This is a genomic window from Marinactinospora endophytica (assembly GCF_054780875.1).
The window spans coordinates 822074-839181 of sequence record NZ_BAAGVM010000001.1 but is presented as its reverse complement, the minus strand read 5'-3'; the positions used below and the strand labels follow the sequence as shown (position 1 = coordinate 839181).

The window sequence follows — 17108 nt, the reverse complement described above, 5'->3', positions numbered from 1 at the left end:
GCCCGCCCCTATGGAAAGCGACCACGTTGACACACCAGGAGGCCCAATGACGCAGAACGCCCCGGACAGCTCCAAGGTCGCCGACGCCTACGACGAGATCACCACCGTCGTGGCGAAGCTGTGGAACGGCAACCTCCACTACGGTTACTGGGACGACGAGAACGACCAGAGCACCTTCGGCCAGGCCCTGGACAGGATGACGGACGAGGTCATCTCGCGCCTCGACCCGCGCCCCGGGCAGCGCATCCTCGACATCGGCTGCGGGACCGGCTCCCCCGCCCTGCGCCTCGCCCGCCGCTACGAGGTCGAGATCGTCGGCATCTCGATCAGCCCACGCCAGATCGAGGTCGCCACCGAAGGCGCCCGTGCGGCCGGGCTGGACGACCGGGTGCGCTACGAGGTGGCCGACGCGATGTCACTGCCCTACCCGGACGATTCGTTCGACGGCGTGATGGCCCTGGAATCGATGGTCCACATGCCGGACAAGGTCCAGGTGCTGCGCGAGATCGCCCGCGTGCTGCGCCCCGGGGGCCGGGTCTCCATCGCGGACCTGACCGTGCACGAGGTCTCGGCGCAGGAACGCTACAACTCCGCCGGCGCGTCCTCGACCGAGGAGACCTACGCCATGGCGAGGTTCGACGAGTACGGTGACCTCCTCGAAAAGGCCGGGCTGATCCCCACCGAGGTCACCGACGCCATGCGGAACACGCGGCGCTCGATCCGCTACTTCATCGAAGGGGCGCTCTCCTGCCGCGACGAGTATGTGCGGGCGATCGGCGTCGAGGAGTTCGAGAAGCGGGTCGAAGAGGCGCGCAGGATCGAACACACCCCGGAGCTCGGCTACGCCCTGGTCTCCGCGCGTAACCCCGGCTAGCGGTTCGGCTCCGCCGCCGCGGGGCCTCCTCGGCGCACCGACGGCCACCGCGTGAATCCCGGCCCCGGGAAGGGGCCCAGGGGCTCACCCGGTGGCCGTCGGCGGCATGTCCCGTGCCGGGTCTCCGTCTCCCGGGTCACGGTGCCCGGCCGGTTCTTCTCGGACTCCTCGGGCGCCGGAACGGTCCGCCCACGGCAGGACCCACGCCGGCACCGGCGCCTTCGACCGGTTGCGCGCGGCGTCCAGGATCACCATCGAGCTCGCATGGACCAGACCGTCGACGGTCAACGGGATCATCCACGCCGCCATCCCGGTCTCGCCGTACCGGGTGACCACGGCATGGGCGTGCCGGCAGGACACCACCACGGCCACCGCCGCCACACCGCGGACCGCCGGCCTGGCCGGCTCACGGATCGACCGATCCGCACCGTTGCCGCCCCTCGCCGGTGGGCAGGCGGCAGGTTCCGCCGCAGGCCCACTGTTCCAGCCGGGCCAGGGCCGCTTCGGGCCGGTGCGTCCGGCCGCCTCAGGGGGCGGATGGGGCCCGGCGGCCAACTGGGCGGCGGTGATCCCGCCCGGGCCGGCGAGGATCTCCTCCGGTCCCCGGTAGGCGTCGCCGTCCGCAGGACCATGGCCCGGATCAGCGATGATCAGGGACCGTCCCAGTGCGCGGAGAGGACTTCGGCGAGCAGGGCGGGGATGGGGTCGCGCGGGCGTTGACCGCGCACGCGGAAGGCGTCGGGACAGGTATCGGCCTGTCCGCGCTCGCCCGCTCGATGACGGCGTCGGCCAGGCCCGACCGGGCGAACCAGTACGTGAGCGCCGACGCAGACGCTGGGCCGCCCACCACCGCCTCCATGACCGTCGGCGAGAGGGCGCGCCCTTGCCAAGGCGATGGCGACAGGACGGATCCGTCCCCACCCGGGTCCACATCAGTGCCTGGTACGCGCCCGGTCCGGCCGATGGGCCGGGCATGGGAGAACTCCGGGGGCGTTTCCGCTACCACCGCCGTTCCACACCAGTAAGGTCTCCCGAGTGACGACTACTGTGAGTGATGCTTCCGCCGCCTCCGTCGACGAGCTGCGCGCCAAGCTCGTCGACGAGCTCGTCGAGAACGGCACGGTCCGTACCCCCGCTGTGGAGACCGCCTTGCGGCAGGTGCCGCGGCACCTCTTCCTGCCCGGCGTCCCGCTTCCCACGGCATACGCCGACGAGCCGGTCTACACCAAATACGACGAGACCGGCGTTCATATCAGCGCGGCCTCCCAGCCGAGGATCGTCGCGTTGATGCTGGAGCAGCTCCAGATCCGCCCCGGTCACAGGATCCTCGAACTCGGCGCGGGCACCGGCTACAACGCCGCCCTCATGGCCACGATCACCGGCACGGCCGGTCACGTCACCACCATCGACATCGACGACGACCTCGTCACGGGCGCCCGCGAGCACCTCGCCGCCGCCGGTATCCCACGTGTCGATGTCGTCGTCTCCGACGGCGCGCTCGGCCACGACGAAACGGCACCGTTCGACCGCGTCATCGCCACCGTCGGCTGTTTCGAGATCCCCACCCCCTGGCTGGAGCAACTCACCCCTGGCGGCCGCCTGGTCGTTCCCGTCCGGCTGGCCGGCGCCGTCTCCCGCAGCATCATCTTCGAACGCGGTGAGGGCGGCTGGGTCGACCGCGGTAGTGAAATGTGCACGTTCATGCCGCTGCGCGGCATCGGCGACGACGCCCGCGGTGTCATCGACCTGACCGGAACCGCGGAGGTGCGGCTGCAGACCCACCGGGACAACGCTCATGCCACCGACCCCGACGCTCTTGCCGGGGTGTTCGCCACAGCCCGCCACGAAAGCTGGACCGGGGCGTGCTTCGCTCCGATGGAGTCCTTCGAATGGCTGTTCCTGTGGCTGGCCTGTCGGCTGCCCAACCCCCTCATGCGCATGGAAGTGGACCCCTCGGCCAGGGAGAGCGGCCTGGTCAAGCCGGCGTTTCCCACCGTGGCCATGGCCACCGCCGCCGCAGACGGCTTCGCCTACCTCACCATCCGCGCCGCCGCCCCCGGCCCCGACGGCGGTAAACGCTACGAGGTCGGCGTCATCGGACACGGCATCGCAGGACAGCGGCTCGCCGAACAGGTCGCGCGCGAGATCGTCACCTGGGATCAGGGGTACCGCGACCGCACCGTCCGCTTCGGCATCCCGGACACCCGTCCCCGGCCCGACAGCGACGCCGGCCGCCTGGTGCTGGACCGCCCGAACAACCCGATGACCCTCACCTGGGAGTGACGCGCTGGACGTCACCGGGCACTCCGCGCCCCGCCCCGCTCGGCCCCTCGCCCGGCGCGTGGCCGGCCTGTGGGAACACGCCCACCAGGCCGGACAGACCGCGACCGCACACGAGCATCCGCCGTGGTGCTCGCTCACCTTGACCGCCCGGAACCGGGGGTTCCGTGGGAGGCCCCGGCCGCTCCGGTCTGAAATGCGGGACCGAGGGGGTGTCCGAGGCGGGGAGGCCTCACGTACGAAACGGCCCCGCGCCGTGAAGCGCGGGGCCGTCGCCATGCCGGGTCAGTCATCCGGGGGCTGCTCAGGCCGTCTTCGAGGTGCGGCCCCATACAGAGCCTCGGCGGCCGCGATCATGGCGTCGCGCTCGCGGGAGGGCCGGTGGCCGGCCGGGATGTCCAGCAGTCCCGCTCTGAAACGGCCGAAGAGCTGATCGCCGTCGTCGACTCCGTCGGGGAGTTCGACGAACCACCGGTACCCGCACGGCTGTGAGGGCACCCGCGCATCGGTGAGGTAGTCGTGGATCTGCGCGTCCACGGCCGACCGATCCCCGCGGGTCCTCTCCTCGACCTGGACGGTACGCCGCCCTTTCCTTCCATAGACCACACGGACCGGTTCGGGGGGACGCAGGTCCAGGCAGCGGACCACGTGGTCGGGACCGATCGCCCACGTGACCAAAGCGTGCCATCCGGATTCGGGAACCTCGGCGAATCGCCGCTCCCGGTCCTCACCCGCGCCGGTTCCGATCGGTGGTTCCGGAACGATCGGATATGCGGACCACGAACGCGCCTCCACGAACACCTCCAACCTTTCGAGCCGTTCGCCGCGTCACTCCAGAGGGAAAGAACAGGACTCGTCCCCAGCAACGATCGGCGGGCAGTAGAACACCCGTGTTCTCCCGGTGGTTAATCTCGCTGACCTCGAACTGGCCGAGCTCATTGTCCACCATGAACATTCCGCAGTTCATGCCGGGCCAGTTAGGTTCGACCGCACGACACCGCGCGTGGGCCTCGTCGAACAGCGACTCCGGACCCGATTCCTCAATGGAGGCGGTCTCACACAAAGGGACTCGACCGTTCAGCCGGGTACGGATGACCACGTCAAAGGATCCGACAGCGCTCTGGCATTTCCGTAGACGGCGTTCCCCTTAGTCTCGTTGCGGCTTGATCAAGGCGCCCCAGGTGGGTGCTGCGCAGGGTGACCATGGACCTGTTCGGGGTCGAGGAAGGGGTGGGTCATCGGACACTCGCGTCTCCGATCCGTTCGGTCAGTCCGTGAGGCGGGTGATGATCCTTCGGGCCAATCGATCGGCGGCTCTGCGCGAGGTCGCGACGTGCACCTCGACGTGGGGAGCGTGCTCGGCGATCAAAGCCCGCACCCGAGGTCGCATCGTGGTGCGGTAGTTCCACACGTAGCGGATGAAATCCCAGGTGATGCGGTTGTAGACCCCGGTCCGGCCGTCCTGTCCACCACCGTGACGCCATCTGCGCTGGGCGATGCCCCACAGGCACGGCAACGGCGGGAGATCGAGGAAGACCACGGTGGTGGCGCGACGTAGCCGGATCGGCAGGGTCGAGGCGTAGTTGCCGTCGATCACCCATTCCGGATCGGCCACCAGCTCCTCTTGGACGGCGGCGAACTCTTCCTGTGGCAGCGGGTTCCACTCGTCGTCGTAGTAGACGGCGTCCAGGTGTGTCACCGGAATGCCGAAGCCCACGGCCAGACGGTTGGCCAGAGTGGTCTTGCCGGAACCCCCACAGCCGATGATCACGATCCGCTGGTCCATGGACCCGACGCTACCCAAGCCGAGGGAGAAGAGGAGTGAAATAGGCGCATACACTGCGCCTCGGCTTCAGCTAAGGAAAACCGGACTTTGAGCGGAGAGGGTTTTAGGGGCAAAGCGACCCAGCAGAGGAAGATGACACGCATTCCGCGTTCCCTGTTGAGGTTTCGACCCGACCAACGCACGGAATTGTCGACATCCACGGCGACCAGTTTTCTGCGCAGAAATCGCATCTCCCAGTCACCGGAGAGACGACGAGTCAAATTCCTCTTGACACCGCCAAAGAATCATTGAAGAGTCGCTTCACCCTTGAACACTGGGATACCTCTCCACCACCCCAAGGGGGCGACGCGGAGGCGGCAACTGGGTTTTTCCTGTCTCCAACAGGAGTAGTTACAGTCACGCCTCTCCTTGACGAACCGGCAGGGAAGGTGGCTCTGCCCGGACCCGGCACTTACCCTTATTCCCTTTTCAGGGAAGGCGCCGACAAGGCCGTTGAAAGCAGCATGAGGGTCTGGCAACGAGAAATCCCTTGCCTCCCAACACGACCAGGGGTTCGCCCTCTTCGGTGAACCTGTGATGACAGAAGAGAGGGGAGGGGGATAACGACCGAGGCCGCACACCACCCGGATCGACGTTCGTAACGGCGGTGGCCGTCCGGCCAGCCAATCCGGAAACACTCCCACTTCGGATCTTTCCAGGACGCCATGCTCCTGACACGCCCCCGAGAACCCCGCCCGCCGCGCTGCTCGCGCGTGGCCGCGCCGCCCGGTTTCCTAGCGGACTTGTCCCGCGTACAGGAAGACGCCGAGAGGCTCCGTCTCGCCGTCCAGCCGGATCTGCATCTCCTCGGCCGCGGCGCGGGTCATGCCCCTGCTCTCGTAGAACCCGTACGAGCAGAGCGAGTCCGTGTACAGGTAGAAGTCCGTCCGGCCTTGGTCCCGCAGATGCCGGAGGTAGTCCTGGTACAGGACCTTTCCGACACCGGTTCCCCGGGTGGACGCGTCGACGGCGAAGAGGGTGAGTTCGTCGGTCAACGGCGCGGACGTGCTGTGGCGCAGCCTCCGGTAAACGCCGTCGAACTTGAAGTACTGCGCCAGTGACGGCAGGTCGGACAAGCCCGTGACAGCGATCCGGCCCATGTGGAACCAGGTCAGCAGCCTGTTCCGGCCGGCATGGGGAACCCGGGGACGGCCGGGCACCCGCCCCATGATCACTCCGACCGCCCGCCCGTCCTTGACGGCGACCCGCGTGTAGGTGCTGGCCAGCAGGCGTTCACGCAGGTAGACCTCCAGGGCGCTGTTGAGCAGGTGCTTCTTCTTCATGTAGCGGTGGATGTGGAACGCCTCGTTGATCATCGACTTGACGTCCGCGGCATCGCGCTCGTGGTAGGGGCGGTAGACAATGTCGGCCATGGTTGTCCGTCCTTCGTCTGTGGAGAGGAGTTCTGCTCGGTCCGCCGGTGGCGGTCACATCGAGCGGTCGGTCTTGTTCCTGGCGAGACCCGCGACGAGTTCCGCGAACCTCTCGAGGCTCGCCCGGGCCGCCACGCCATCACGGTGGGCGAGCCACGACCACGCGACGCCGTTGAGCGTGGTGACCACGAGTTCAGCGATCGCGCGCTCCTCACACAGATAGGTGAGGCCGGCCTCCTCTCCCAGACGGACGATGTAGCCCGTGACCTTTTCGAGGGACGCCGCGTACTCCCCCCTGGGCAGTTCCCGGAGCTCCGGGTCGCGCAGCACGAAGCTTCCAAGGTCGAAAAGGACCAGTTGCGCGTCGGGATCGGCTTCGACCTGGGACCAGTACGCCAGCAGCAGCGTGCGGATGTTCTCCCGCGGACTCGCCGCCGGGGAGATCTCCGGCCAGACGGGGGCCAGGTCGATCTCGATGTCGCTTGCGAGCAGGGCCCCGTAGAGCTCTCTTTTGGACCGGAAGCAGTAGTGGAAGGCCCCGTGTGGCATGCCCGCCTCCGCGCAGATCGCGCGGGTGGTCGCCGCCGCGATCCCCTCGCGCTTCATCACGCGCAGCGCTGCCGCGAGAAGCCGCCGGCGGCGCTCGTCCGCGCTGATCTGCTTGCGGGGCGCCGCGTCCTCCTGGTGACTCATGCGCCCAAGGTAACAGTTGGCCATACGACTTGGCCAGTTGGCCAAGTCACATGACCAACGAAGCCATCGCCGACAACGGATGAGCAGCGGCCGGAAAGACGCGCCCGACCGGGAAGATCCACGAAGTCCGCGGCCGCGGCCGCCCACGTGCCCCGGAAAGCCTTAACGCCCCTGCCGGAAGGTCTGGGCGGGAACCCGCAGGAGGACACCCGGTGCCCACTGCATCCCGACGCCGCCCTCGCCACAACAGCGCCCCGGGGCATCAGGTCCAGCCGCAGTGCCGTCGGGTCCACGACCCCGACCTGCGCGCCGGCCACCGGCGCCCCCTCCAACCGCGGGAAGCACACCCGCCCCCGGTCACCGGGGACGGTCGCGGAGGGGAGGACATGCTCGCACGTCACCATCAGCCTGTCGGCGGCCACGAATCCCGCCCCGAGCACTTTCCCGTCCGGGGCCAGGACCTGCACCACTGAGGCTGACCCCCACGAATGCCAGGGGATGTCCGCGCCCAGAGCTTGATCATCCGCGCTGTGGGCGGCGTGCAGGGCAGACTGGAAAAGGCGATCGTCACACAGGCCGTGTGTGTCGAACAGCGCCCGGGCGCGCGTCCTCTCCAGAGCAGCGGCGGCGAAGAGCCGCTGCCCGTGGGCCAGGGAGTGACTACGGTTACCGAGGGGAACGGACACGGGCGGCGCCGTCCCGATGGCGGATTCCGCCCCGCTATCGGCTTCGCGCTCCAGTGAGGCAGCGGGTCTCTCTCCCCTCCGCCTGGGACGACAGCCGCGGGCGGTCTCGACTGGCGTGGTGGTGCAACGGGATCCGCGTGTTCAGTCCATCCCGCCCGGGGTGGCCGCCACGCTTCGGGGCACGCCGGCCGCGGTGACCAGGACGGCGGCGACACTGAAGGGGACGGCCCCGAGGGCGAGCATGGCCGCGCCGGTCCCACCGGCGAACTCCACGGCGTCGTGGGCGAGGATGAGCTGCGCCCCGGTCTGGAACGCGGCGTGGAACCCGATGGGCATCCAGACGGAGCCGGTGAGCATGCGAAGGTAGCCGAAGCCGATCCCCATCGTGACGAAGAGCGAGAGGTCCAGCGGGTTCCAGTTCTGCCGCAGAAGACCCGCGAACAGCGTGAACAGCAGCGCCTGGACGACGATGATCCACCAGCCGCGCGTGACTCGGCCGAGCACGGTGGTGACGTAGCCGCGGAAGACCACCTCCTCGGGAACGGCCTCGACCACCAGGACGGCGAAGAGCAGCAGCAGCCCTGTCCGCGCGAGTTCCGCGGCGGAGACGGTGACCGTCAACGGCGCTCCCAGGAGGGCGAGGACACCGAAGGCGGCAGCGGCGGGAACGGTCCAGACCGCGGCGCCCCACAGCGCGAGCCGCCAGTCCACCCGATTGGTCGTGACCCCGATGCCGCGCAGGGTCTCCCGGTCGGCCCGGCGGGCGAGGACGGCGATGAGCCCGACCATCAGGGCGCTGATCGCGACGCCGAAGGCGATCCTGGCCATCAGGACCGCCGTGTCGGACGGGTCGCCCGCGGGCAGGACGGCGGCGCCGGCGGCGACGCATGTTCCCAGGGCGGTGGTGGCGAGCGCGATCCGCCAGGCCGCGGACGCGAGGCCACGCCGTCTCGGAGTGGGGGGTGTGGTCATGCGGGGCTTCCTCCATAGCGGTGCGCGAGGGCGTGATAGGCCTGTTTGGGGGTCCAGGTGCCGTCGGCGTGCGCGGCGACGACGCCGTAACTGGCGAGGTCGAGATCACGGCCGGGCTCATCGGACCTGGTCAGCGCGGGCTCACTGAACCCCCACACGAAGGTGCCGTCGACGCCCACCCGGTCGAAGACGTCCAGCAGCTCGACGAGGTAGTCGGCCTGCTCGCGCTCGTCGCGCACGAGTCGGCGGGGCACGGTCGGCTCGCCGCGTCCGCCGAGGACCCCGGCGGCCGTGGAGGCCCTCTGCGCCGCGCCACGGTAGGCGCACGTGCCGAACTCGAAGACGTACACGGGCCTGCCGCGCGCGTGCTGGCGGTCGACGAGAGCGCGGAGGTCGTCCTCGAACCGCCACGCGTTGCGGGCGTCACGGTAGCGGTCCACGCCGACGACGTCGAAGAGCTCCCAGTCGGGCCGTTCCCAGGAGCCGGCGCCGTAGGAGACCGGGCCCGCGAACCGCTCCCGGGCATCGCGCACGAGAGCGCCGAGCAGCCGCCGCAATCGCGCGTTCGCCAGGGGCAGCAGCGGAAACGTCACCGTCAGCAGCGTCCCCCTGGTCCAAAACGTCGGTCCCGGAAGCATGCCGGGCGTGGACAAGGTCAGCTCGCAGCCGACGACCAGCCCCACCTCGGCGCCCTCCGCGCGCAGCCGCTCGGCCGTGTCCGCCGCGGCCCGGACGGCCGCGCGCAGCACGGGGACGGGCCTGTCGAACGGGCGCGGCTGCAGCCACACCCCCAGGCCCTCCTCCGCCGCGCAGCGCGCGGCGACCGCGAGCCGGCCGGGGTCGCCGGCCATGACGAGCACGGCGTCGCAGCCGAGTTCGGCGCGGATGGCGCGGTAGTCGCGTCGCGCGGACCGCTCGGAGAAAACCGGGTTGCTGTCGAAGTTCTTCTCGTACACGACCCCGGCGTCATATCCGATCCCCCGAACCGGGTCACGCATCCGCCGCCCCCAGGGCGCGGAACAGGAACGGCACGGCGTGCCTGCGCAACTCGCCCAGATCGGCGTGGGGGTCGCGCTGGACGACGGTGATCGACCGGTCCAGGACGCTCTCGGCGAGTCCGACCGCGACATCGAGCGGCATCGGGCGGAACGTGCCGTCGTCGATGCCACGGGCCAGGATGTCGCGCAGCAGCGCCGTGTCCTCGTCGTTCTCGACGAGGTACAGCGGCCGGCCATCGGCGGTGCGATGGGAGACCGCGATCTCCACCGCCGCGGCGATCGCGGCGCGGTGGGTGTCGACATGGCCCAGGTAGGCGTCCGCGTACGCGCGCAGCCGCGCGGCCGTGCCGTCCGCGTCCCGCACCGCGGCCAGGACCTCCTCCCCCAACGCCGCGAACGCCGACTGGACCACCTCGAGCAGCAGCGTCTCCTTCGAGGAGAAGTAGTACACCACCGCGCTCTTGGCGATGTCCGCCCGCTTCGCGATCTCCGCCAGCGAGGCCCGGTGGTAACCGAGCTCGTTGACCGTCCTCACCGCGGCCCAGGTCAGCTGCTCGCGCCGAGCCGTCTCGGTGAATGACCTGGATCCCGCTCGCCCTACCGGTTTAGACCGCATGTTCTGATATTAGAACAATCGGTCTGAAGTCGACTCCGACCGGTCCCCCATCGCGGAGGATCGTGACGCGGCGGTCGTGGAGGTGGCCGTGTCCCGTGGCGGAGGAGGGTCCACATCCTCGGGCCGCGAACCCGCCGCCATGGCGTTCGGGGCCATCCGCCCAGTGCCCTGACGAGCCCGCGGGCAGGGGTGACAGCGTGTGGAGAAGCGCCGGCGCTGGACGTCCACCTGGCGAGCGGCGTGACTCGGCCATCGGGGACGGCTCCGGAGCGCGGCGCCGACGGCCGACGCGCGGACCTTCCCAGGCCGCGAGCGGCCTGTTCCAGAGCGGGCGGAGAACACTCCGGCGGATTCCGCGGTCCTCTTCGGAGGTTCACCGGGGCGCCGGAGGCCGGACCGGCCGCGATCACCCGGCTCCGGGCGGTGTGACGGCCCGCCCCGCCCCTTGGCCGGCCCCGGGCGGGGGGCGGGCCGTCTCCCGGCGGTTCTGAGACGCCGGACCGGGGGCGACGGTGAGGTGGGCGCGCGCTGCCGAACAGTGGCTGGCTCCGCGTGTTCCGGTCGGCGGACACTCCCTTCACTCACGGGCGCGAGGCGTCGGCCTCGCGCGAGGTGGGTGGGCAGCCGCCGAGGCCCGTCACCGTGTCCGGACGCGGAAGCCGCCGGTGAGGATGCGTTGGGCCAGGAGAGGAAGGACGTCACCGCGCCCGCGCGCGGAAGCCGCGGGTGCCGGCGGCAAGCGCCGGGGAGTCACGGGACCGTGTGTGTGACGGGTGCGCGGCCAGATCGGGGGACGCCCCGCGGGCGGTCGCTCAGGCGTCGATGGCCTCGCCGGTCGGGTCGTTCTCCCGCAGGGCGGTGAGGTGGACGCCACCGACCGGGCCGCTGGTCCAGTCGAGCAGCCGCCAGCCCGATGCCGGGTCCCCCTCGATCTCGACCATGCCGGTGTTCGCCAGCGGAGTGCGCTCGACCTCGGCGACGTCGACGCCGGCGACGCGGGCGCTGGCCCATGAACGGATCGCGGCGCCGTGGGAGACCACGACGACCTCGTCCCAGCCGTGCGCGGCGATCTGCTCCATGGCGTGGTCGAACCGGCCCAGGAACGCCCGCCCGTCAAAGCCCCCCGGCATGCGGCGTTCGACGTGGCCGCGCGCCCAGGCGAACACCGTGTCCAGATAGGTCTGGTGCGCCGCGGGGTCGCCCGCCATCTCCAGGTCGCCGGCCTCGACCTCGCGCACCCCTTCCAGGACCACGGGCTCCAACCCGAGCTCGCCGGCCAGGGGAGCCGCGGTGAGCCGCGTCCGCACCAGGGACGACACCACGATCGCGTCGATCCGGCGGTCCCGGAGCACGGCCGGTACCGCTTCGGCCTGGCGTTCGCCGAGGGGGGTCAGCCCGGGTCCCGGGGCGGCGGTGTCGAGCAGGCCGATCACGTTCGAGGGGGTCTGGCCGTGGCGGAGTATCGAGAGGCGCACGTCTTCATCGTGCCGTATCGACGCTCCCGGGGCAGGGGATGGGGGAGGTGCGTTTCGTCTCAGGTGGGCACGTGGGCGGCTGCGACTCGCCGCCTCCTGCCTCCGGAGGGCGCCGGCGCTCCCCGGAAGGGCGCGCCCGCGGGGTTCTCGACGGTCACCGCCTCGCCCTCTCCAGAGCCCCGACGCCGCCGCTCCCCCGCCGCCGCGGCAACCGATCACGATCCCGGAGTTCTCGGAGTAGCGGAGGTCATTGAACAGCATCCAGAAGCAGATGGACCATGGAAAACGCGCAGAGAATCGAGCAGAGGGAAAGGATATTGAAATTCGGCTTTCCGATGGCCAGCGCCGCCCCTCCCCATCCCCCCTCTCTTCCAGGAAGGCCCTTGACTTTTCCACACGTCGTCGATTCGTCGGATACCCGGCCAGCACATCCGGGAGAGATCCCCAAGCCGATGGACCCGCATGACCGTCCGTCGCGAGTCGATATCTCCACACCACTCTCACAGGCGTCTCGATCGATCATCCGAACTGAAACAGCCACCCTGGCGGATAAGTTCTCGGCCACGGCCGGATTCTCCGAATTTCATTGCGAGACAGAGCGCGGCCTCCAGGAAGAACCACACGGAAAACGATGGGACCACGGAACCGAAGAACATCTCTTCCGCCGGAATCCCACCGTTTTCCGCACTCAGCACCGGGGAGGACACCGGAGAAAACAGGGAAACGAACACGGAGGCCGCCGCTCCAGGCGGCACCGCCCAATGGCCTCTCAGCACCACTCAGCGCTCCCGGAGGCGGATTCCGCAAGAATGAGAACGATATCCCGGCGCTTCCGCCAGGAGACCGGGCGCCCTGCCGATTCGACCACTGCCAGGCCGCGCCCGATATCTTCTTCTTCACGGCCCCCAAGAACCGGGGAATCACCCACTGAACGGTGTCGGCTCCGTAGCCGAACACGCCGCTTCCAATGTCCGCACCTTCAACGACGCGAATCGCCGGTTTCTTCTGCTGCCGGCTTACCCCCTGAGAGACGCATCCCTCCAGGAGCTTGCCGCACTTCCAGCCGATCGGCGAGCGGTCACACCACCAGCCACCGAAAGCGAGGCGTCACCAGAACTCGAAATCGCGCTTTCCCCGGCCGAAACCCGTCCCGTGACCGTGTGCGTAGGATCAGGGGTTGTTGTGATCTTGTGAGGCGATGTGCTGTAGCCACTCGGCCACCACGTCGCGTGACTCGTCGAGAGCCGGATCACGGCTTCCATCCGGCGCGTACGCCGGGGACCGGCCAGCACGTAGCGGCACGTGGGCGCAGTACCAAGCCCGCTTGGCGCCCGCCCGCTCCGCTTCCGTCCCCGTCCGGGCATAGTCGAGCAGTGCCTCCGCCACTCGCCGGCGCCCGAACGCGTAGAGCGCGGGCTCGATGAACCAACGGCAGAAACTGGGGTCGGGGTCGTATACGGCCGCGGCCATCAACGGTACGGAAAACTCCTCGGGCAGGCTGACACGTTCGAGCAGTGGACCGCGCACCGCATGCGCCAGATGCCGCGCGCGCCGGTCTTCCGGCACGCTCGCCGCGGTGTCGAGGCCCAGCAACCCGGCCACCTCGATCGCGGCCGACAGGAATGCCCGCGCCTCAGCCTCGTTCCGATTCTCGTCGCCCATGGGCAGCATTCTGCTGCCGATCCGTGAGCCAGGCTCGTCGCTCGGCAACCTCGCCCAGAGCGAGACGATCACGGTGCGGCTGACCTGATCACGGGGTCGGCGCCGTTCTGGACGGGTCCCTGCACAGGGCCGGGCCCCACGCTGCTTCGGCACGCCGATAGCCGCCGTACCGCGCGAGCGGGCCGCGGATCGACAGCGCGGCCGCCCGTGGAGTCCGTCGCCGGAGGATCGCTTCCCGCCGGCCACGGCGTAATGGCGCGCGAACCCGGCGATGCGGCGGCTCGCGCCGCTCTTCGGTGTCTCGAAGTCGGCGGCCGGCCGGGTTATCGACCTTCTCGGCCGGTTCCCCGCCTTCCGGCCACGCCGGCGAGAGCACCGTGCCCACCGTGGACGGCACCCTGGCGACCGCACGATCGCCGGGCAGGCCGAAGACCACCGCCCACCATGTCGTCGACGCCGCCCCGTCCGGTCGCCGTTACCAGTCGGGCCTTGCCCGGCAACCGGCACGGCTCCCGAGGCTGGAAGGAACCCGGCACCAGAACCGCCGCCGGTGCCACGACGACGGTCGCCGGCGGCCGCCAAGGCACCGGCCTGCTCATCCCGCATCGCCGCCGCAGGGAGAACAACCGTTCTCACAAGCGGGATCCCGCGCCGAGCACACCTTCACCCGGATCAAGCGCCGGAAGATCCTGCGCGATCGCCGCCCCCGCGTTCGCGGTCGGCCGGGGCGCGCTCAACGGTGGCCACAGCCGGCCGAATACGCCTGACGATGGCGTCTCCCCTTTCCCAGGCGTCACTCTGGGCCGGGCACCGGCCTGCGCGGCGAAGACCCGGCCCGGCCGATCACGACGCACAGGGCCCCAAGGGAGCCTTCAGGTGATCGCCGAAGACCGGTCGCCCCCTCCCGACGACGACCGTGGTCCCGTCGTGGAGCGACATGTTCCGGCGCAGCGGGTTCCACGATGTGGCCGCAGCCCCCCGAACACCCGGCGCCTATTTCCGCCGGTTCGCGGGCGGGACGCAGGATGGTGAGCCCCACGTAGTGATCATCCGGTCGGGCCACCCCGCGAACCAGGGCAAGACCCTCTGGACATCCGCGAACTTAAACCAATCACTCTTGGTGATCTAACAGTTGCAAATTCGCTAAAACGACACCATAGTGTTCCCACGGCCGTAGGGATCCGTACTCTCGGTTCCCGTACCGTGCCTTTCTGTCACCGAAAGGCCGGGCGGTCCGCCGTCGGCCCCGCGCACCCCCGACCCCCTACCCCCCACCGCGCGAAGCCGTCGGCCTTCCCCCACGGGAGTCCCCGGTCCGCGTCCAACGCGAGGCACGCGGATCCCCACTGCACGAGAAAAGGAACATGTCGTGCTAACGCATTCCATTTCCCCCGAAGAGACCGACGGCGGTCGCCGCACCCCCCTGTCCCGGATGTCACGGCTCGCCGCGCGCGTGGGCGTGACCCTGTCCCTCGCCGCCGGCCTGACCGCGGGCGTCACCGCCCCGGCCCACGCGTCCAACCCCTACGAGCGTGGCCCCGCGCCGACCGAGTCCAGCGTCACCGCCGTGCGCGGCTACTTCGACACCGACACCGATACCGTGTCGTCCCTGGTGAGCGGGTTCGGCGGCGGAACGATCTACTACCCCACCGACACCAGCGAGGGCACCTTCGGCGGCGTGGTCATCGCCCCGGGCTACACGGCCAGCCAGTCCTCGATGGCGTGGATGGGTCACCGCATCGCCTCACAGGGCTTCGTGGTGTTCACCATCGACACCATCACCCGCTACGACCAGCCCGACAGCCGGGGTCGCCAGATCGAGGCGGCCCTGGACTACCTGGTCGAGGACAGCGACGTGGCCGACCGGGTGGACGGCAACCGCCTGGCGGTGATGGGCCACTCGATGGGCGGCGGGGGCACGCTCGCGGCCGCCGAGAACCGGCCCGAGCTGCGCGCGGCGATCCCGTTGACGCCTTGGCACCTCCAGAAGAACTGGTCGGACGTCGAGGTGCCCACGATGATCATCGGCGCGGAGAACGACACCGTCGCCTCGGTGAGGACGCACTCCATCCCGTTCTACGAGAGCCTGGACGAGGACCTGGAACGCGCCTACCTGGAGCTGGACGGCGCGAGCCACTTCGCGCCCAACATCTCCAACACGGTCATCGCCAAGTACAGCATCTCCTGGCTGAAGCGCTTCGTCGACGAGGACGAGCGCTACGAGCAGTTCCTGTGCCCGCCGCCCGACACCGGGCTCTTCTCGGACTTCTCCGACTACCGGGACTCCTGCCCCCACACCACCTGAGTCGGCGCCGGCACGCGGGGTCGCCCGCCCCCGCCGCCGGCGACAGCGGCACGGCGGTGGCCCGGAGATCGCCCTCTCCGGGCCACCGCCCCGCGCGTCCACTCATCGGCGGAACCTGGCCGTGAAGGACGCGAAGCGGGAGAACCACCCCGGGCGCGGCGGGTTCCCCGGCGCTCCCGCGTCCGCGCGCCGAACGCTCGAACACCGCGCCCCGCCGACACCGCTCGCGCGCCCGGGTTCTCCGGGCGGGGAGGCGGTGCCGGCCGATGGCGCCGTTGTCCTCGCCGCCCTGGGCGCCACCCCGGGCCGGCGTTCCGTCCTCGGGGCGCGCCCCGGCCGAGCGGGGCTATTCGGCGGGGAGCCGTTCCTGACTGGCGACCCACGAGGCCAGCAGTTTGAGACCGTCGGCCGTCGGGGTGTCGGCGGGAGCGGTGTAGATGTTCAGGTACAGCCCGGGTTCGGAGGGCAGCTCCAGCGTCTCGAAGTCCAGGTCGAGCTGGCCGACGACCGGATGGCGCAGCCGCTTGCGCCCGGAGCGGTGGAAGCGGACGTCCTGGGAGGCCCATCGCTGCCGGAACAGCTCGCTTCGGGTCGACAGCTCGCCGACCAGTTCGACGAGCGAATGGTCGTGCGGGTTACGGCCCGCCTCCAGGTGCAGCATCGCGGCGGCGTCCCTGGCGATCTGGTCGTAGTCGACGAAGAACTCCTTGGCCGCCTCGGGGTCGAGGTAGACGAACCGGGTGGTGTTCACCGGGCGTCGCGGGTCGGCGAACAACGGCGAGTACAGGGCCCGGGCGAGCCGGTTCATCGCCAGTACGTCGTGGCGGCCGTTGCGGATCCAGGCCGGCGCCTCGGTGATCGCGTCGAGGACCTGCTGTAGTACCGGCCGGACGGTCGCCGGGGCGCTGCGCCTGCGGCGGCGGCTCCGCGCCCCCGACTCCCGCGCGAGCGCGAACAGGTGGTCGCGTTCGGCCTCGTCCAGGCGCAACGCCGAGGCCAGCGCGTCGAGCACGCTCTCGGAGGCTCCGGCCAGGCTGCCGCGCTCCATGCGCACGTAGTAGTCCACCGAGACGCCCGCGAGCATCGCCACCTCTTCGCGGCGCAACCCCTTGACGCGGCGGTTGCCGCCGTACGCGGGAAGCCCCGCCTCCGCCGGAGTGATGCGCGCCCTCCGCGAGCTCAGGAACTCACGGATCTCACTGCGCAGGTCCATCGTGCCCATGTCTCCACGGTAGGCGGGCCCCGCACGGCGAGGGAGGTACTGTCATGCCCTGCGTCGGCCGGGGCGGGTCCCGCCGGTCCGCCACCTGCGACACGGGTGGCCTGTCGCGGTGGCTCGGAGCGCGGCC

At 70.1% G+C, this 17108-nt stretch carries 14 protein-coding genes; 3 read left to right on the top strand and 11 right to left on the bottom strand.

Annotated features, from left to right (window positions below):
• Positions 1-46 precede the first annotated feature (46 nt).
• Positions 47-874, top strand: a complete 828-nt coding sequence (locus ACYVHU_RS03675; RefSeq protein WP_159457198.1) for an SAM-dependent methyltransferase — start codon at positions 47-49, stop codon at positions 872-874.
• Between the two features lie 84 nt (positions 875-958).
• Here the strand turns inward: ACYVHU_RS03675 and ACYVHU_RS03670 are convergent, their stop codons facing one another.
• On the bottom strand, positions 959-1807 hold the full coding sequence (locus ACYVHU_RS03670; RefSeq protein ID WP_078760033.1) for a DUF2637 domain-containing protein: 849 nt from the start codon (positions 1805-1807) through the stop codon (positions 959-961).
• A 102-nt stretch (positions 1808-1909) separates the two neighbouring features.
• On the opposite strand from ACYVHU_RS03670, the gene fxlM reads away from it, so the two are divergent.
• On the top strand, positions 1910-3157 hold the full coding sequence (gene fxlM / locus ACYVHU_RS03665; RefSeq protein WP_498947487.1) for a methyltransferase, FxLD system: 1248 nt from the start codon (positions 1910-1912) through the stop codon (positions 3155-3157).
• Positions 3158-3439: 282 nt separating this feature from the next.
• Here the strand turns inward: fxlM and ACYVHU_RS03660 are convergent, their stop codons facing one another.
• The 9 genes from ACYVHU_RS03660 to ACYVHU_RS03620 form a co-directional block, all read right to left on the bottom strand.
• On the bottom strand, positions 3440-3949 hold the full coding sequence (locus tag ACYVHU_RS03660) for a DUF5956 family protein (RefSeq protein WP_144290654.1): 510 nt from the start codon (positions 3947-3949) through the stop codon (positions 3440-3442).
• A 472-nt stretch (positions 3950-4421) separates the two neighbouring features.
• Positions 4422-4940 carry a P-loop NTPase family protein gene (locus ACYVHU_RS03655; RefSeq protein WP_078759811.1) on the bottom strand — a complete coding sequence of 173 codons (519 nt, stop codon included), beginning with the start codon at positions 4938-4940 and terminating at the stop codon, positions 4422-4424.
• A gap of 773 nt (positions 4941-5713) precedes the next feature.
• The gene (locus tag ACYVHU_RS03650; protein WP_078759812.1) at positions 5714-6352 is read right to left on the bottom strand and encodes a GNAT family N-acetyltransferase; all 639 of its coding nucleotides are present in this window, start codon (positions 6350-6352) and stop codon (positions 5714-5716) included.
• A gap of 54 nt (positions 6353-6406) precedes the next feature.
• Positions 6407-7045, bottom strand: coding sequence for a TetR/AcrR family transcriptional regulator (locus tag ACYVHU_RS03645; RefSeq protein ID WP_159457199.1), 639 nt, complete (start codon positions 7043-7045; stop codon positions 6407-6409).
• An 827-nt stretch (positions 7046-7872) separates the two neighbouring features.
• Positions 7873-8703 carry a CPBP family intramembrane glutamic endopeptidase gene (locus ACYVHU_RS03640; protein WP_498947483.1) on the bottom strand — a complete coding sequence of 277 codons (831 nt, stop codon included), beginning with the start codon at positions 8701-8703 and terminating at the stop codon, positions 7873-7875.
• Positions 8700-9701, bottom strand: a complete 1002-nt coding sequence (locus ACYVHU_RS03635; protein ID WP_144290655.1) for a glycoside hydrolase family 113 protein — start codon at positions 9699-9701, stop codon at positions 8700-8702. Before ACYVHU_RS03635 ends, ACYVHU_RS03640 begins: the two co-directional genes overlap by 4 nt.
• A complete protein-coding gene (locus ACYVHU_RS03630) occupies positions 9694-10317 on the bottom strand; it encodes a TetR/AcrR family transcriptional regulator (protein WP_498947481.1) in 624 nt (207 codons plus the stop codon). The genes ACYVHU_RS03635 and ACYVHU_RS03630 overlap by 8 nt, the downstream gene beginning before the upstream one ends.
• A gap of 812 nt (positions 10318-11129) precedes the next feature.
• The gene (locus tag ACYVHU_RS03625) at positions 11130-11792 is read right to left on the bottom strand and encodes a histidine phosphatase family protein (RefSeq protein WP_498947479.1); all 663 of its coding nucleotides are present in this window, start codon (positions 11790-11792) and stop codon (positions 11130-11132) included.
• A gap of 1170 nt (positions 11793-12962) precedes the next feature.
• Entirely contained in the window at positions 12963-13454 is a 492-nt protein-coding gene (locus ACYVHU_RS03620; RefSeq protein ID WP_498947478.1) for a hypothetical protein, read from the bottom strand.
• A gap of 1432 nt (positions 13455-14886) precedes the next feature.
• Here ACYVHU_RS03620 and ACYVHU_RS03615 point away from each other — a divergent pair.
• A complete protein-coding gene (locus ACYVHU_RS03615) occupies positions 14887-15759 on the top strand; it encodes an alpha/beta hydrolase family protein (RefSeq protein WP_200813498.1) in 873 nt (290 codons plus the stop codon).
• Positions 15760-16105: 346 nt separating this feature from the next.
• On the opposite strand, the gene ACYVHU_RS03610 is transcribed toward ACYVHU_RS03615, so the two are convergent.
• Positions 16106-16981, bottom strand: a complete 876-nt coding sequence (locus ACYVHU_RS03610; protein WP_432935715.1) for a helix-turn-helix transcriptional regulator — start codon at positions 16979-16981, stop codon at positions 16106-16108.
• Between the last annotated feature and the right edge of the window lie 127 nt (positions 16982-17108).